General features: G+C 48.0%; 12 protein-coding genes and 7 pseudogenes. 14 read left to right on the forward strand and 5 right to left on the reverse strand.

Annotated features, from left to right (window positions below):
* Window positions 1-21: 21 nt before the first annotated feature.
* The 3 genes and pseudogenes from TZ48_RS18670 (at window position 22) to TZ48_RS26485 (ending at window position 1965) form a co-directional block, all read left to right on the forward strand.
* Window positions 22-392 (forward strand): annotated as a pseudogene (locus TZ48_RS18670) (DUF4145 domain-containing protein).
* 944 nt (window positions 393-1336) lie between these two features.
* Complete coding sequence (locus TZ48_RS18680) at window positions 1337-1831, forward strand: lysoplasmalogenase family protein (RefSeq protein ID WP_162674657.1); 495 nt, start codon at window positions 1337-1339, stop codon at window positions 1829-1831.
* Window positions 1831-1965, forward strand: coding sequence for a lysoplasmalogenase family protein (locus TZ48_RS26485; protein WP_112480244.1), 135 nt, complete (start codon window positions 1831-1833; stop codon window positions 1963-1965). The genes TZ48_RS18680 and TZ48_RS26485 overlap by 1 nt, the downstream gene beginning before the upstream one ends.
* On the opposite strand, the gene TZ48_RS24475 is transcribed toward TZ48_RS26485, so the two are convergent.
* Window positions 1911-2081 (reverse strand): hypothetical protein, encoded by a 171-nt coding sequence (locus TZ48_RS24475; RefSeq protein ID WP_162674656.1) that lies wholly within the window; start codon window positions 2079-2081, stop codon window positions 1911-1913. The genes TZ48_RS26485 and TZ48_RS24475 overlap by 55 nt on opposite strands.
* Between TZ48_RS24475 and TZ48_RS18690 the strand changes: the two genes are divergently transcribed.
* Both TZ48_RS18690 and TZ48_RS18695 read left to right on the forward strand, forming a co-directional pair.
* The gene (locus tag TZ48_RS18690) at window positions 2065-2304 is read left to right on the forward strand and encodes a YecH family metal-binding protein (RefSeq protein WP_042502888.1); all 240 of its coding nucleotides are present in this window, start codon (window positions 2065-2067) and stop codon (window positions 2302-2304) included. The genes TZ48_RS24475 and TZ48_RS18690 overlap by 17 nt on opposite strands.
* Window positions 2305-2357: 53 nt before the next feature.
* Window positions 2358-2942 (forward strand): YhgN family NAAT transporter, encoded by a 585-nt coding sequence (locus TZ48_RS18695; protein ID WP_042502885.1) that lies wholly within the window; start codon window positions 2358-2360, stop codon window positions 2940-2942.
* A gap of 69 nt (window positions 2943-3011) precedes the next feature.
* Here the strand turns inward: TZ48_RS18695 and TZ48_RS18700 are convergent, their stop codons facing one another.
* Together TZ48_RS18700 and rsmD are read right to left on the reverse strand one after the other, a co-directional pair.
* Window positions 3012-3320 carry a DUF1145 domain-containing protein gene (locus TZ48_RS18700; protein ID WP_042502882.1) on the reverse strand — a complete coding sequence of 103 codons (309 nt, stop codon included), beginning with the start codon at window positions 3318-3320 and terminating at the stop codon, window positions 3012-3014.
* Window positions 3317-3918 (reverse strand): annotated as a pseudogene (rsmD, locus tag TZ48_RS18705) (16S rRNA (guanine(966)-N(2))-methyltransferase RsmD). Before rsmD ends, TZ48_RS18700 begins: the two are co-directional and overlap by 4 nt.
* 203 nt (window positions 3919-4121) lie before the next feature.
* Here rsmD and ftsY point away from each other — a divergent pair.
* The 6 genes and pseudogenes from ftsY (at window position 4122) to glpG (ending at window position 9934) form a co-directional block, all read left to right on the forward strand.
* Window positions 4122-5392 (forward strand): annotated as a pseudogene (ftsY, locus tag TZ48_RS18710) (signal recognition particle-docking protein FtsY).
* Window positions 5393-5466: 74 nt separating this feature from the next.
* Window positions 5467-6137, forward strand: a pseudogene (gene ftsE, locus TZ48_RS18715) (cell division ATP-binding protein FtsE).
* Window positions 6127-7080, forward strand: coding sequence for a permease-like cell division protein FtsX (ftsX, locus tag TZ48_RS18720; protein ID WP_112480245.1), 954 nt, complete (start codon window positions 6127-6129; stop codon window positions 7078-7080). Before ftsE ends, ftsX begins: the two are co-directional and overlap by 11 nt.
* A gap of 264 nt (window positions 7081-7344) precedes the next feature.
* Window positions 7345-8202, forward strand: coding sequence for an RNA polymerase sigma factor RpoH (gene rpoH, locus TZ48_RS18725; RefSeq protein WP_112480246.1), 858 nt, complete (start codon window positions 7345-7347; stop codon window positions 8200-8202).
* Window positions 8203-8765: 563 nt separating this feature from the next.
* The gene (gene glpE, locus TZ48_RS18730; protein WP_112480247.1) at window positions 8766-9092 is read left to right on the forward strand and encodes a thiosulfate sulfurtransferase GlpE; all 327 of its coding nucleotides are present in this window, start codon (window positions 8766-8768) and stop codon (window positions 9090-9092) included.
* Between the two features lie 11 nt (window positions 9093-9103).
* Entirely contained in the window at window positions 9104-9934 is an 831-nt protein-coding gene (gene glpG / locus TZ48_RS18735) for a rhomboid family intramembrane serine protease GlpG (RefSeq protein ID WP_112480248.1), read from the forward strand.
* Window positions 9935-9976: 42 nt separating this feature from the next.
* Here the strand turns inward: glpG and TZ48_RS18740 are convergent.
* Window positions 9977-10383 (reverse strand): annotated as a pseudogene (locus tag TZ48_RS18740) (flagellar basal body-associated protein FliL).
* A 160-nt stretch (window positions 10384-10543) separates the two neighbouring features.
* On the opposite strand from TZ48_RS18740, the gene TZ48_RS18745 reads away from it, so the two are divergent.
* Window positions 10544-11086: a chorismate lyase gene (locus tag TZ48_RS18745; protein ID WP_112480249.1), complete on the forward strand. Its 543-nt coding sequence runs from the start codon at window positions 10544-10546 to the stop codon at window positions 11084-11086.
* Between the two features lie 8 nt (window positions 11087-11094).
* Window positions 11095-11954: pseudogene (gene ubiA / locus TZ48_RS18750) on the forward strand (4-hydroxybenzoate octaprenyltransferase).
* 100 nt (window positions 11955-12054) lie between these two features.
* Here the strand turns inward: ubiA and plsB are convergent.
* Window positions 12055-14516: pseudogene (gene plsB / locus TZ48_RS18755) on the reverse strand (glycerol-3-phosphate 1-O-acyltransferase PlsB).
* A gap of 283 nt (window positions 14517-14799) precedes the next feature.
* On the opposite strand from plsB, the gene lexA reads away from it, so the two are divergent.
* Window positions 14800-15423, forward strand: a complete 624-nt coding sequence (gene lexA / locus TZ48_RS18760) for a transcriptional repressor LexA (RefSeq protein WP_042502861.1) — start codon at window positions 14800-14802, stop codon at window positions 15421-15423.
* Window positions 15424-15634 lie beyond the last annotated feature (211 nt).

Here is a 15634-nt window from a genome sequence, read left to right on the forward strand (position 1 = left end):
CTGGTGTTGGGAGGGATGGATATGTCTGATATAGAAAGTGTGGTTTTACGCACAAGACGTTTGGAAAAATTGCTTAGGCAGCAATATCGAGCGGATGGCAAAGGGCTGCATCAGCTAGTGACGAGCTGTGAAGAGCGTCTGCCTCATGACGTGGTTAGCAAGTTGCGTTATATCGCCACCATTCGCAATAAAATCGTTCATGAGGACGATTTTGAATTGGACGACAAGTCTGGTTTTTTACGTGCATGCGATGAGTGTGAGCAAGAACTCACACCACGCAGTAGCCGTTTTATCTGGCGCACAGCGATGTGGCTGATGGCTTGATCACCTTAATTGCGATGGGCTTTTATTACGTGCACTGGGAGAAAGTGCTGCACATTCTCGCCAAATAATCGTATGGGGTAGTCGATGGACGCTTAAGCGAGCGGCTAGCCTGGCCATTCATCAAACAGAAACGAAAAAGGGACGCTGAAAGCGTCCCTTTTTTGATCTTGCGGCTTTGACTCAGTCAATACTAGTAAAGCATCGGCAGTGTCATTAGCCCTACTACTACGGCTATCATCACTAGACCTTGCTTCTGAGAAGATGAAATCATAACACTGCTCCTTTCAATAATTCTGTCGTTGGAAATAAGAATAGCACTGTTTTTGGCTTTTAGGCAATAATATTCTTTGATTCTTTCCATTTTATGACGTTTTCTAACGTTAATTTGATCTTAATGCCACAAAGAAACAGTGTATTTATTTTGTGTTAATTTTGTCCGCATGACGTTTTGTGATATATATCATAAGTAAGATGTTGTTTTTATTGGATTAAATTGTGTTTACATGTTGCTCAATAAACCAAGGTATACTTTTGGGGCTTTGGTGTTGTCACTGGTCTCTGTGGGGTTTGTTGTGATGTTCGGGCTAGGGTTTTTCGCCGCAGCTATCTTGAGGGGTGAGAAATTGGTCTGGGTTTTCTTGCTCAGTGATAGAAAATCGTTTTTTTTGTTAGGTTATTAGAAAGTTAACGTTTCTTCTTGTCGATTATTTTTAGATTAATACTGTTTTAAAACAGTTGCTTATAGATATGCCAAGGCGCAAGTATGAAAGAAATATGTTGCCATGATCAAGTAGAGCAGAAGAAATAGAAGCTCTATTGGTCAACGGCAAGGTAAACGTTTGCTTTTTAAGTTCATGCTTTTGTCAGTAACAAGGCCCATAAAGGCGTGAAATTTGCCAATGTCAAAACGAGAATGGTTTAGTTTAAGACAAGTCCAACTTTTACCCCTTACCACTGGACAGGATAAGTGAGCTTCATACACTGGGAGCGATAATAAGAACTGGGTATGTGTATGTGGAGTTGGCTGGCAGTCGCGCTTTCGGGCTTGCTGTATATTTTTGCGGATGAAAAAGGGGACAAGGTCAGAAAGGTGCTGTTCAGTTTGCTGACGCATGCACTGTTGGCCACAATGATCTTGGCCATTGACCATTTGCAGTCCTATCAAATGTGGATGTTGCTCGGGCTTGGGGTGTTCGCGGTGAGCGACGCGATAGCGCAGTGGCAACAGCATACTAAATTGAGCTTTGTGGGCTTTATTATTGCTCAGCTGGTTTATAGTTGGGGATGTGGGCGTCGTGGACAGTCAGTTTGTGCTCTGGTTGCCTGCACTGCTGCTGTGTATTGCTATCGTGACGTTTTTGCTACTTTTACCGCGTTTGGACTCATTTTTAATGCCTGTGGCATTCATGGGGCTATCTTTAGTGCACTTGCTTTGTGCTGCAGGAGAGGCGTGGCTCGTCGCCGGAACATCATCATCCACCTAGCTTTGCCGGGGCGCTGGTATTGATGCTATCTGCACTGCTTTTGGCACTCGACCAGTATCACTTTCAATCTAGGCGAGCTCGTTATGCGGTATCTGGCAGTTACTATGCCGCGCAAAGTTTGCTGGTCGCTTCTGCTTTGTCCTTCGCGGTGCAGTAACCGTCCTTATGTTTAAGCCAGCGCCTTTGCGATAGATCATCGTGATGGGCAATAAACTGGGCTAGCATGGCGATCTGAACATTTAGTAAGGTATTCATCATGACAGCATCTGACATTCACGCTCATAAAGTTCTTAACCTGTTGCGCGAGCAGCCGATGAGCCGAACGCAACTTGAGCAAACCGTTATTGAACAGTTTGGCGCCAATGCCACTTTTCGCACTTGCAGTCGCGATGGTTTTGACCTTGACTCATTGCTAGCATTTTTTGTCGAAAAGCAAAAAGTGATTGAGAATGATGGACTGTGGAGCCTAAACATCGAGCGAGTCTGTTCTCACTAAACGATAAATAGCCTGCTATACTCCCAGAAAATTTCGTTAGCAGGCTGTAATCCATGGATATTCTTTCAGCGGCGACCATGTTATTCCTCATCATGGATCCGCTTGGCAACCTTCCCATCATTCTTTCCATACTCAAACACATCGATCCTGAGCGTCGTCGCAAGATATTGGTACGCGAACTGTGCTTTGCTTTGCTCATTCTGCTGCTGTTCCTTTTTGCAGGCAAAGGCATACTTAGCTTCTTACACGTTGAGCCGGAAACGCTGAGTATTTCGGGCGGTATTATCTTGTTTATCATTGCGATTAGGATGATTTTCCCACAGGCGGGCAGTGTGACGGGTTTAGCCGCAGGTGAAGAGCCATTTATTGTCCCTATGGCGATCCCTATGATTGCTGGGCCATCTGTGATTGCGTCCGTTTTACTGCTTTCAACGCAAAATCCAGACAGTTTGGTTGAGCTGTCTGCGGCGGTGTTGATTGCTTGGGGCGCGACGTTCTTCATTTTGATGTTCTATAATTTCTTCCACAAACTGTTGGGAGAAAGGGGATTGAAAGCGGTCGAGCGCTTGATGGGCCTATTACTCGTGATGATTTCGACCCAAATGTTCCTAAATGGTGTGAAAAGCTACATGGGTTAATCGTGACACGTAAATAACAAAAAAGAGCCGCATTCGCGGCTCTTTTTTATAGCTTGTTTGAGAAGGGGTCTACTTCTGCTCCTGGCTTTCGTCATCTTGCTCAGGCGCCGGTCCCATCATGTACTTTTGGCGGATATCCAGCAGAGCGAAAATACCAAACGCCAGTATTGAGTACTTCTCCCAAGTGCCGAGTTTGAGCTTGTCGCCGAACGCACCAATGAAAATTGCCATTTGAATACCGTGCATCATAAATAGGAATGCAGTCATGATGTACAGCGCGATCGCGCCCTTACCTGGAAATGGGTGGAAGATGTTTAAGATCAACACAAACCAAACAAATCCAAAGGCGATTTTTGCTAGCATTAATAGCGCTTTCATTGTGATTCCCTCTCAAATAATCGGTAGCTAACCTGACCCGCTGTTTTTTCTTTTAGGAGATCCCAGTGCTCTGGGATAGCGTCAAGCTGCAGTTCTTTTTCCGTTTCAATATAGATTAACGCATTGTCAGCGAGCCAGCCATTGCTCTCTAGACGTTCTATGACATCCGGTAGTAACCCTTTGCGAAAAGGCGGATCGATAAACACCAAATCTTGCGGTTGCCCAGCTTGAGACAAGAAACTCAGTGCATCACCGTGATGAGCTTTGATGTTGTCTGCTTTGACCAGTGCGATATTACTGACAATTTGCTTGTAGGCTTTGTCATTAAGCTCGATCATAGTGACCTGTTCGGCCTGTCTCGATGCGGCTTCAAAACCTAGACCGCCGGAACCTGCGAACAGATCGAGCACCTTGGCGTGCGGAACATCTTGAGCTAGCAGTTAAATACCGTCTCTTTAACGCGATCGGTGGTGGGTCTGAGCCCTTCTGCATCGTGCACAGGGAGCTTGCGACCACGCCAAAGTCCGCTGATGATGCGAACACTGCCCATCTGGCTCGATGGTTTTTGTGATGGAGTTTGCTTGCGACGTCTAACCATAGATTTTTTGACCGCCAATAAAGTGATACTATAACGGGCTCATTAAAGAGCTTAAATTGATAAGTGACGAAGTGTACCAATCTCTGAGAAAAGTTTTCACTGCTTTGTCACAATTATTTTTGCAGCGCCAGACGTGAAATAGACGCGTCTTGGCAACGACGAATTTAAGACATTTGAAAAGACAGTATTCAGGATAGTTTCAGATGACAGAAAAGAAAAAGCGCGGACTCCTCTCTTGGCTCGGTTTTGGCGATGAAGAGCAAACTGAGCAAAAACAACAAGACACGTCTGCACAGACCGAATCAGAGCAGCCATCAGTAGAATCTGGTGATGAGCAGCAATCGCAAACTGACAAGGTTGAAGCCAGTGTTGAAGAGACGCTAGAACAGCAAGAAGAGCAAACTGCTCCAGAATCAGTAGAGCCAGACGTGGTTGCTGAGGATGAAACTCAAGATACTGAAAAAGCAGAAGCAGAAGCAGAAGCAGAAGCAGAAGCAGAAGCAGAAGCAGAAGAGCTTGTCGCTGCGCGCGTTCAAGAGCAAGAGAAGCCAACAGAAAGCTTCTTCGCGCGTCTAAAACGTAGCTTAAGCCGTACCAAAGCCAATATCGGTGCCGGTTTCTTTGGTTTGTTCAAAGGCAAAGAAATTGACGATGAGCTGTTTGAAGAGCTTGAAGAGCAGCTATTAATTGCTGACGTGGGCATGAACACCACGGTAAAAATTATTGATAACCTTACAGAAAAAGCGTCTCGTGCCGATTTAAAAGATGGTGAAGCGTTATACGGCCTTCTTAAAGAGGAAATGGCGGAGATCCTAGTTCAGGTTGAAAAACCGCTGGAAGTGGATACGACCAAAACGCCATTCGTGATCCTGATGGTGGGCGTCAATGGTGTCGGTAAGACACTACCATTGGTAAGCTGGCGAAGCAATTTCAAGCTGAAGGCAAGAAGGTCATGCTGGCGGCGGGTGATACCTTCCGTGCGGCTGCCGTTGAGCAGCTTCAAGTATGGGGCGAGCGTAATGACGTTCCTGTGATTGCTCAGCATACTGGCGCGGATAGTGCCTCTGTTATTTACGATGCGATTGAAGCGGCGAAAGCTCGCGGTGTGGACGTAGTCATCGCCGATACCGCTGGCCGTTTGCAAAACAAAGCTAACCTTATGGAAGAGCTGCGTAAAATCGTACGCGTGATGAAGAAGATTGATGACTCGGCACCGCACGAAATCATGCTAACACTGGATGCGGGCACTGGCCAAAATGCCATTAGCCAAGCGAAACTGTTTAGTGATGTCGCGCCGCTGACTGGTATTACGCTCACCAAACTTGATGGTACAGCAAAAGGCGGGGTGATCTTTGCTCTTGCTGATCAATTCCAGATCCCAATCCGCTATATTGGTGTCGGTGAAGGGATTGATGACTTAAGGCCATTTGAGACGCAAGATTTTATCGACGCACTGTTTAGTCGCGAAGACTAGTCGATACAAATAATAGAAGGGATGCATGGCATCCCTTTTCTGACCTAGGACGTCCAGATCAGAGGAATGATTCGGTGATCAAATTTGAACAAGTGAGTAAAGCCTATCGTGGGGGCGACAAGCACTGCAAAAAGTCGACTTCCACCTAAAACGCGGTGAAATGGCGTTTTTGGGCGGCCACTCGGGTGCAGGTAAGAGTACTCTATTAAAGCTTATCTGCGCTATCGAGCGACCAACTGATGGTCGCATACTGTTTAACGATTATGACATTAGTCGACTGCCAGCAAAGGACATTCCTTTCTTGCGTCGTAATATCGGTATCGTGTTTCAAGATCACCGATTACTCATGGATCGCACCGTGTTTGACAACGTTGCCTTGCCGATGCGCATCGAGTCTATTTCAGAAAATGAAATCAAGCGCCGAGTGTCGGCGGCACTGGATAAAACAGGACTGCTCGACAAAATGAAGTGTTTGCCTAGCCAGCTCTCTGGTGGTGAACAGCAGCGTGTCGGTATCGCTCGTGCGGTGGTTAATCGACCTACCATGCTGCTTGCCGATGAGCCTACGGGTAACCTCGACCCAGAACTGTCGAACAAAGTGTTGAAGCTGTTTGAAGAGTTCAACCGTGCCGGCGTGTCGATACTGCTGGCAACTCACGATATTAATTTGGTGCGCTCGCGCCCACAGTACCGCTACCTTGAGCTGAACCAAGGCTTTTTGAGTGAGGTGAGTGATGGCGTTTAAGCGTAAACAAAAACAGGTGAAGCACCGCCTGAAATCCGACGGCTTTTTTGCTGTGCATTGGCGCCAAGCGAAAAACTCGCTTATTGAGATGTGGCAGCGTCCGCTTGGCAATATCTTAACGCTAGCGGTGATTTCTATGGCGCTAACCATGCCCGCTTGTTTGTACTTGCTAGGAAAGAACGTTGCTGCTGTGACCTCTAATGTGGCCAGTCAATCGCAAATTACTGCGTTCATTGATGTCGGTGTTGCCGATGCCAGAGTGCTAGTGCTCAAAGATGACATCGAAAGCTGGGATACGGTCAGCAAGGTTGAGTACATCACGCCGCAGCAAGGTCTGGCTGATTTGAGTGAACATTCCGGTCTTGATCAAGCATTAAGCCTCCTTGATGGTTATGCCTTACCAGGCGTATTAGTGATCATTCCTAGCGATGCAAGCGTAGAGACTGACCGAGAGTTGGTCTCGAAACTGCGCACTCGAGGTGACATTACCGATGTACGCCGCGATGAAGATTGGCTAGGTCGCTTCGATGCGATTAAGAATTTAGCCTCGACGCTGGTGGTGAGCTTGTCGGTGCTGATGCTGGTGTCAGTATTCCTGATCGTTGGCAACACGCTGCGCTTTAATGTGCTGGCCAATAAAGAGGCCATCCAAACCATGAAGTTGATTGGTGCAACGGATGCCTTTATTTTGAGGCCTTATCTCTATTCAGGCATGTGGTTCGGTCTTATTGGGGCGCTTGTCGCTTGGCTGCTGACGGCCTTACTAACGATCATCATCAACAGCACAGTGACTGATTTGGCCATGATGTACGACAGTGATTTTCGTTTGCTAGGACTTAGCTGGGATGAAACCCTGCTTATCCTGATGCTTGGTCTGTTTCTTGGCACCGGAGCGGCGAGAATTTCGGCGAAGCGTCATTTAAAAGAAATTGAACCGGTTTAGGATACTGCAGTCCAAATAATCGGTAACAAAGCGTGATAGGGTTAGGGCGACATAATCATGCCGGGATTCAACAAGATAGTGGGATTTGTGTCTCATTAACAAGGTGTTCACCTATTAATGAGTGAAATTTAATCGGCAAATACACTTGTTTAGACCCATTGATTATGCATAATTACTAACCCCTTCTTGAAACTGTCACAGATTAGGTTCAGTATTGACAGGTTAAGAAGGTGTTAACCCTACTCGAGATAGATGAGGAAGTGAATGGCAAACCAAGCGTATCCAATGGCTTTAGTAACACAAGATAGCTTAGACAGCTACATCCGCTCAGTGAACAGCTACCCAATGCTGACTGCTGATGAGGAGCGTGAACTAGCAGAAAGATTGCATTACGACGGTGAGATTGATGCGGCGAAAGGGCTCATCTTGTCACACCTTCGCTTTGTTGTTCACGTTGCTCGTGGCTATTCAGGTTACGGCCTACCTATGGCGGATCTGGTACAAGAGGGCAACATTGGTCTGATGAAGGCGGTAAAACGCTTTAACCCAGAAGTAGGGGTAAGACTGGTGTCGTTCGCGGTACACTGGATCAAAGCTGAAATCCATGAGTACGTGTTGCGTAACTGGCGTATCGTTAAGATTGCGACCACCAAAGCGCAGCGCAAGTTGTTCTTCAACCTACGCAAATCGAAAAAACGCCTTGGCTGGTTCAATAACGGCGAAGTGGAAACGGTCGCGAAAGAGTTAGGTGTTGAGCCTGCGGAAGTTCGCGAGATGGAATCTCGTCTGGCGGCGCAAGACTCAGCATTTGAAATGCCAAGTGATGACGACGAAGCAGGTACCACGTACACGGCTCCGGCACTGTATCTGGAAGACAAAAGCTCAGATCTGGCGGAAGACTACGAAGCTCAGAACTGGGAAGCGCACACCAACAATCGTCTAGGTCATGCACTGGCGACACTGGATGAGCGTAGCCAGCATATCGTTCGCTCTCGCTGGTTGGATGACAACAAAGCGACGCTGCAAGATCTCGCCGATAACTACGGCGTGTCTGCCGAGCGTATTCGTCAGCTAGAAAAGAATGCGATGAAGAAGCTTAAAGCCGCAGTGGGCGAGTTTTAATTAAGACTCAGCACCACAATTAGGCATTAACGTACCGTTTATATTGAAAGGCCGAAGTCGAAAGACTTCGGCCTTTTTGATGGCTTGCGTTTGATCACCGCTCTACCACGTATCGTACTCACATTCAGACCGAGCACATGATGTTGATCGCAATGGTGATCGAGTTGAGTTTTCCATGCTGATCATCGATCCGGATTTTGTTGTCATGGCTTGTGGATAAGTCTGTGACAAAATTATTTGCCAGCTGTCAGAAAGCAGCGACAAATGGGGCGTTTCGGCGCTTTTGGCCTTGGGGATACCTTTTACCTTACCCACAGTTAGATCAAGATCATACCCAGATATAGTGGATCAAAAGATCCAAAACCACTTTATCAACGCAATCCACAGAGTTACTCACAGCTGGTGAAAATATAGACTGGGGTGGATAACCCTAAAAGGTGTCGGTACTTTGGTAGCACTGAATAGTGCTATTATCGAAGCTAATAAAATCATGAAAAAAACGCATGGAATACGCTTAACTTTGATGTGGAACCATGTGTGATGAAAGTAAAGGATTAGACTCTATGGAGCAGTTTCAACACATCGATGTGCAAGCGGCACATCAGTTATTACAAGACAATGAAGAGGCGAGGCTGGTAGACATTCGGGATGTTCAAAGTTTCTCGGTGGCACACGCAACCAGTGCTTATCATCTTACCAATGACAGCATCGTCGATTTCATGCAGCAGGCTGAGTTTGACGCACCCGTGCTGGTGATGTGCTATCACGGCGTCAGCAGTCAAGGCGCTGCTCAGTACCTGCTGAATCAAGGCTTTGAACAGGTATACAGTGTGGATGGCGGCTTTGAAGCTTGGCATCGCGCTGCGCTGCCTACAGAGAGTCACAGTTAACGAGGACAGACATGGTTAGACTTATCACCCTTCAGAACCCACGAATGGGGCAGGCGTTTATTGACTATATGGCGTCAAGGCGCATTGATGTGCAGATGATGCCTGAGGGTGAGGGTCAATTTGCCCTGTGGTTGATGAACAGTGAAGATCAGCTTGAAGCCGAAGTTGAGCTTAAGCAGTTTCTCGACAATCCGTTCGATGCCAAGTATCAAGCGTCCTCTTGGGAAATGGCCGAAACGAGACACAACTCGTTTCGCTATCAAACACCAAGCTTTATGTCGATGATCAAAGCCAAGGCGGGCGTGGTGACACTGGCCGTTATGGTGATCTGCTCGGTTATCTTTATCCTTCAGCAACTTGGATTGGGTAATGCGATCTTCGCAGCGCTGCACTTTCCGGCCTTTGATGGTCAGCAGTGGCAGATATGGCGCTGGTTCAGTCATGCGCTATTGCATTTCTCCGCGATGCACATCATCTTCAACCTGTTATGGTGGTGGCAGCTTGGTGGTGACATTGAGCAGCGTCTTGGCGCGAAAAAGTTGTTAGAAATCTTTTTGTTGTCCGCGGCGGTATCCGGTACAGGTCAATATTGGGTTGAGGGTGCTAATTTTGGCGGCTTGTCTGGTGTGGTGTATGCCTTGGTTGGCTATTTATGGATGCTAACCATTAAACGCCCAGACCTTGGGCTTGAGATCCAAAAGCCTATCGTCGGTTTTATGTTGGTGTGGTTGGTGCTCGGTTTTGTGCAGCCATTTATGGCGATTGCCAATATGGCGCATCTAACGGGATTGGCAGCGGGTGTGTTGCTTGGACTGATTGATTGCCGACGCCTCAAGCGATAAGTGGAGCATATAACTAACCGCTCAGCTCGTCGCGCTGAGCGGTTATTGGTAGAGGTACTTGGTGAAAAGCAGGTCGCAATCACCGCCTTGCCCGTTTCTGCCAGCAATAGATTATTGAGATTACTCACTAAGGCTTGGCGTATCTCCTCTCGTCCTGCTAACGACTTAATCACATCGGCATTTTGCTTGCCAAGCAGTTCGATCACCGCATCGCGGATCAGCGGTTGGTGGTGTTCAATCACAGCCAAGTCATTCACATCGGCCACCATGACATCGATTCGCACTTGAACATAGCCAAGGCGCTTACCTTTGGTGTAGAAGTTGGTGGTCAGTTCTGGCTCAAGGGTGAAATAGGCGAGATTAGGCGCTGACTCTTGGGACGCCAGTGCAGGCATCGCTACAGTCAAGCCCATGATGAGGAAAAACTGGGTCAGGTAACGTTTACGCATATTTCTCTCTTTCAAACTCGATTTAGCCGATATTCCATGAGTCTAATTTTGTTACAATGACGTAATATCGCTGGAGTGAACGTGCTCTATCGATGGTACAATACACCATCGAGATGAATAATGATTGTACGCGCTTAGCGCGTGTTATTGAATAGCAAAAATGAATGATTCCGCTGTCGACTATCTGAAAATATTACGCCAAGCTCAATGGCAATCCCCCGACGAGTTTCCCTCTCTAAATCGCCATGCTCTGCAATGGCTGACGGAGCAGGGATCGCTTTCTCATAAATTGGCTACGCACTGTGACCATTTTTCTGTCGAGATAGTACGCAGTGAGGCCAGCCCATCACAGGACATGTTGCAAGATGAAGTAGAGCTCCTTGACCATGAAGCATGCTGGCTACGCGAAGTAGTGCTCTACGGTGATGAGACCCCTTGGGTTATTGGTCGAACTCTCATGTCACTAGAGTCGATGGATCGCAGCCAATATGACATTTCTCAGCAAGGCACCGTGCCAATTGGGGTCACTGTGTTCTCAAGTGCTGACACCAAGCGTGATGCATTGCAAGTGGCAAGAATTGCGACGCCTAATGGAGAGCTGTTTGCTCGTCGCTCAAGATTGTGGGTGAAGGGACACCCTATTTTGGTTGCTGAGCTGTTTTTGCCTCAGTCGCCAATCTACCAACAGGAGAGTGGTCAATGACCTCAATGATGACCTCAACTAGGGCGAAGGCTACTGGCAATTAATGCGAATGGATAAGCCTATAGGTTCGCTGCTGCTGTTGTGGCCAACATTGTGGGCATTGGTGATTGCTGCCGAAGGCATGCCAGATTTACTGGTGCTGGTGGTGTTTACCCTTGGGGTCGTGATGATGCGCAGCGCCGGTTGTGTAATCAATGACTTTGCGGATCGAAAGGTCGATGGCCACGTTGAGCGCACCAAAGGTCGGCCGCTGCCCTCTGGTATGGTCTCGTCCAAAGAAGCTTTAGGTCTGTTTCTGTTCTTGGCATTGGCCTCGTTTGTACTCGTGTTGACCATGAACACCTTGACGATACAACTGTCGTTTGTGGGCGTCGCGCTTGCGTTCATTTACCCGTTTATGAAGCGCTATACCCATTTGCCGCAATTGTTCTTGGGTTTGGCGTTTAGCTGGTCTATCCCTATGGCCTTTGCTGCACAAGCCAACGCTCTGCCGCCAGTAGTGTGGTTCTTGTTTGTTATCAACGCGCTTTGGACGATCGCCTATGACACCCAATACGCGATGGTCGATAGAGAAGACGATCTAAAAATTGGCATCAAGTCGACGGCGATTTTGTTTGGTAAGCGCGACAAGCTGATCATCGGTGTGCTGCAGCTCACCACCTTGTTGATGTTGATGGGGCTTGGCTACAGCTATCAGCTGGGCGCGAGCTTCTATTGGTGCCTTCTGGCAGTGAGTGCGCTGTTTGTGTATCAACAGTGGCTTATTCGTCATCGTGAGCGCCCACTTTGCTTCCAAGCCTTCCTCAATAACAACTATGTAGGGATGGCGGTGACAGTTGGTCTACTGAGTGCCTTCTTGCTTCAATAAACGATAGCTTCAGTTCAATGATTCAAAATTAGACAATACAGATAACAAAAGGGCGCGTTCATCGTAATGAACGCGCCCTTTTTAATTGGGGATTAGCTAGCTAGGCACCTTCAGGCTCGTCGCTCGCGTCCTCTAGTAAAGGTTCGCTTTGATGCACACTTTCTTGAATGGTGAGGCGCACTTCTGGGTAAAGCAGACCGTACAGTAGACTCGCTAGATTCTCGGTTGCCGCGATGTCGCAGTTGCCATCACTGTCGAGGTATCCTTGCTCTTTCAGAGTGCTGAACAGGGCAGCAAACACACCTTTATCAAAGAACTCTGGCGCGTTAATGCTGTGCAGACGACCAAGGCGCTGAGCGATGTCTTGACTCTTCTGCTCAAGATCGCGTTTACCAAGCTCTGGGTAGCAGGCTAGTAGGTTCAATGAAATCGCATAGCGCTGCAGGGTTTCTGAAATGGTGCGACCGAGTAGCATCAGTGTTTGAGTGTTCGATTGGTTCATCGATACCACGCCTTGCTCAACAATCACTAGCTCTTGTCTCGTCAGTTCATCGACAATGCTATCGACGACCGATTCCAATTCGCTCTCTTCAATGCTTAAGAACAGCTCTTTTTTCAGGAATGGGTAGAGCTTGCGGACATTGTACTGGATTTGTTCAAGCGATAGCTTGTGCTGACGGATCAGCATCTGCGCGATTAGTGATGGCAGCGCAAACAGGTGAATAATGTTATTGCGATAGTAGGTCATCAAGATGGACTGATGGCGATCGAGCGAGATAATGTCGCCCAAGGTATCAGATTCAATCACAAACTTATCCAGAGACTCAGCGTGTGCAACCAGCTCTTCCGCAGAAGCATCTGGTAGCGTGCATGTCTTCGAGTAAGGCACCTTTTCAAGCAGTGACAGATAACAATTGATCTGATTGACCAAGCTGTCACGAGACAACGCGCGTTGTCGCGATGCTAACAGCGCGGTCGCGCACAAGGTTAGGGCGTTGGCTGCGGCAGCGTCATTGATGTTGGTCATCATCTTGGTGGCAAGGTCATTCACTGCAGGAGCTAGCCATTGAGGTTTGCTGGTGCCCATCGGGTCAATATCTTGGGTCCAATTTGGCGCCGCCTCGTTGAGATACTGATTCAGTGGGATTGGTTCGCCAAAGTTGACGTAGCCTTGGCCGAAGTTACGTAACTTACGCAGTGTTTTGAGCACCTGACCCGCGTTCTCTTTTTCTTTGCGCTTACCGCGCAGTTCTTTCGCGTAAGTGCTCACTTCCATAACGTGTTCATAGCCGATGTATACCGGCACGAGGGTAACTGGGCGGTTTAGACCGCGCAGCATCGCTTGGATAGTCATGGCCAGCATGCCCGTTTTGGCTTGCAATAGACGACCTGTACGTGAGCGACCACCCTCACTGAAGTATTCAACGGAGTAGCCTTTGGCAAACAGTTCAGCAAGATACTCACGGAAAATCGTCGAGTAAAGTTTGTTGCCTTTGAAGCTGCGACGAATAAAGAACGCACCACCACGGCGGAAGATAGGGCCTGCCGGGAAGAAGTTCAGATTAATGCCCGCTGCGATATGTGGCGGTACCATGCCTTCTTTATAAAGTACGTACGACAGTAGCAGGTAATCCATATGGCTGCGGTGACACGGTACGTAGACAATCTCGTGACCGTCTTGTGCCAGACGACGTACCGTCGAGGCATTGCTGACATTGATGCTTGATAGAGCTTGTTCCAAAGCCAAGTGAGGACATGGTCACCACTTTTTACTAGCTTGTAGGAGAAGTCCGCGGCGATCTCATCCATGATTTGCTGCGCTTCTTTGCGCGCTTTCTCTTCCGGTACGTTGTTGCTCTGCGCGTGATCTTTGATCGCTTGCTCAATCACTTGCGAGTTCAACAGACGGTGGAACAATACTTGGCGGTTAGGCAGGTTGGGACCTGATGCCGCGAGTTTCTGGCGAGAGAAGTGGATACGCGCTACGCGCGCCAGCTTGTGGGCGATAGACTCATCGGTGCCGTGTGAGTCAGCCATATAGCGCAGCGAGACCACTGGGCTAAAGCGCACCATACAATCGCGGCCAGAGGCCAACACAGCCTTGGTCTTTTGCAGGCCATTCATTGGCTGCAAATAAGGTTTAGGCGTCTCTTCTTTGCCGGGTTTGCGTCCCCACAACACAGTCGTTGGAATCACTTGTACGTCGAGCGTTGGGTCTTTCTCGTGCTCTTTAAGTAGGTCTGAGAACAGAGCAATAGACTCGCTTGGGACATGCTGGTCGCTATTAATCAAGGTAGGTCTTGATGCAATGAACACAAAGCGATCACGTTCCTCGCCATTAAGCACGATCGGCTCGAGTGGATCTGGCAGCCCTACCGCAATAGCTTGCTTTTGTAGAGTGAGCAGATCAACGTTTGAGCTGAAGGGCAGTGCATACACCACAGGCTTCGAGATATCGATGTTGTGGTCTTCGATGGGGTTAGATGGAATCGCCGTCCCTTTTACTAGCACCGACATGGGCAGTTTTATAAAGGAACGGAACAGTGATTGTCCTGAAGACATAAAGGTTCACAGCCTCAATTTGTTCAAAGAAACAATGCCGAGGGGTAATCATAGAATTACTATGTTACAGATAAATCCTAGACATTAAATTTAGCGCGCGGCAAGCATACCAGAAACTGGTCTTACCTTTTATCAAAAAAAGCATCTAGCCGTCGAATTAAGATTCATCACACCACTGTGATTAGTTATGGTGCCAACTTGCTAAAAAAACAACCAATTATCGTTGCAATTGGCTAATTACTGGATATACTCACAGTTAACTGTATAAACAGACAGGTGATGTATGAAGCCGCTAACGCCCCGACAACAGCAGGTTTTTGATTTAATCAAAGCCAAGATAGACGATGTAGGTATGCCACCTACACGCGCCGAAATCGCCAAGGAACTTGGGTTCCGCTCAGCGAATGCGGCCGAAGAACACCTAAAAGCCCTCGCTCGTAAAAAAGCGATTGAGATTATTCCTGGCGCCTCGCGCGGGATCCGTATCTTGCTTGAGCAAGAGCCAGCGAACGAAGACCAAGGCTTGCCTTTGATTGGTCAAGTTGCAGCGGGTGAGCCGATTTTGGCGCAAGAGCACGTTGAAGCTCACTACCAAGTCGATCCGGGTATGTTTAAGCCTCAAGCTGACTTCTTACTTCGCGTTAACGGCGAGAGTATGAAGGACATCGGTATTATGGATGGCGATTTACTCGCGGTACATAAAACGCAAGACGTTCGCGACGGACAAGTGGTCGTAGCGCGCGTGGACGAAGACGTGACCGTGAAACGTTTGGAGCGCAAAGGGGCAACCGTACTGCTGCATGCTGAAAATGAAGAGTTTTCACCCATTGAAGTGGATTTGACGGCACAGCACCTTGCGATTGAAGGTATTGCGGTAGGCATTATTCGCAACACAGATTGGATGTAATGCCTCGCGGCGGTGCGGTCATCCTTGGTCGTCCGCCGATTTTCCACGATTAAATTGACTAAATTGTAGAAAAAATACCCATCTCTACTCCCCACAGTGCTCACTTTCTGGTATGTTTCGCACCCTTGTATTGATAAGGGTATCGAGAAGGAGAGGAATTGTGGAAGCTTGCCCACTGTGTTCGGGACAATCCGTCCACCATTACCATAGT

Source organism: Vibrio variabilis (assembly GCF_003263785.1).
Classification (GTDB): domain Bacteria; phylum Pseudomonadota; class Gammaproteobacteria; order Enterobacterales; family Vibrionaceae; genus Vibrio; species Vibrio variabilis.

What these genes read in the sequence shown, in the direction of transcription:
- TZ48_RS18680 (WP_162674657.1), top strand. Translation starts at nt 1,337, where the DNA reads ATGTGGAGTTGGCTGGCAGTCGCGCTTTCGGGCTTGCTGTATATTTTT.
- TZ48_RS26485 (WP_112480244.1), top strand. Translation starts at nt 1,831, where the DNA reads ATGCTATCTGCACTGCTTTTGGCACTCGACCAGTATCACTTTCAATCT.
- TZ48_RS18690 (WP_042502888.1), top strand. Translation starts at nt 2,065, where the DNA reads ATGACAGCATCTGACATTCACGCTCATAAAGTTCTTAACCTGTTGCGC.
- TZ48_RS24475 (WP_162674656.1), bottom strand. Translation starts at nt 2,081, where the DNA reads ATGTCAGATGCTGTCATGATGAATACCTTACTAAATGTTCAGATCGCC.
- TZ48_RS18695 (WP_042502885.1), top strand. Translation starts at nt 2,358, where the DNA reads ATGGATATTCTTTCAGCGGCGACCATGTTATTCCTCATCATGGATCCG.
- TZ48_RS18700 (WP_042502882.1), bottom strand. Translation starts at nt 3,320, where the DNA reads ATGAAAGCGCTATTAATGCTAGCAAAAATCGCCTTTGGATTTGTTTGG.
- ftsX (WP_112480245.1), top strand. Translation starts at nt 6,127, where the DNA reads ATGGCGTTTAAGCGTAAACAAAAACAGGTGAAGCACCGCCTGAAATCC.
- rpoH (WP_112480246.1), top strand. Translation starts at nt 7,345, where the DNA reads ATGGCAAACCAAGCGTATCCAATGGCTTTAGTAACACAAGATAGCTTA.
- glpE (WP_112480247.1), top strand. Translation starts at nt 8,766, where the DNA reads ATGGAGCAGTTTCAACACATCGATGTGCAAGCGGCACATCAGTTATTA.
- glpG (WP_112480248.1), top strand. Translation starts at nt 9,104, where the DNA reads ATGGTTAGACTTATCACCCTTCAGAACCCACGAATGGGGCAGGCGTTT.
- TZ48_RS18745 (WP_112480249.1), top strand. Translation starts at nt 10,544, where the DNA reads ATGAATGATTCCGCTGTCGACTATCTGAAAATATTACGCCAAGCTCAA.
- lexA (WP_042502861.1), top strand. Translation starts at nt 14,800, where the DNA reads ATGAAGCCGCTAACGCCCCGACAACAGCAGGTTTTTGATTTAATCAAA.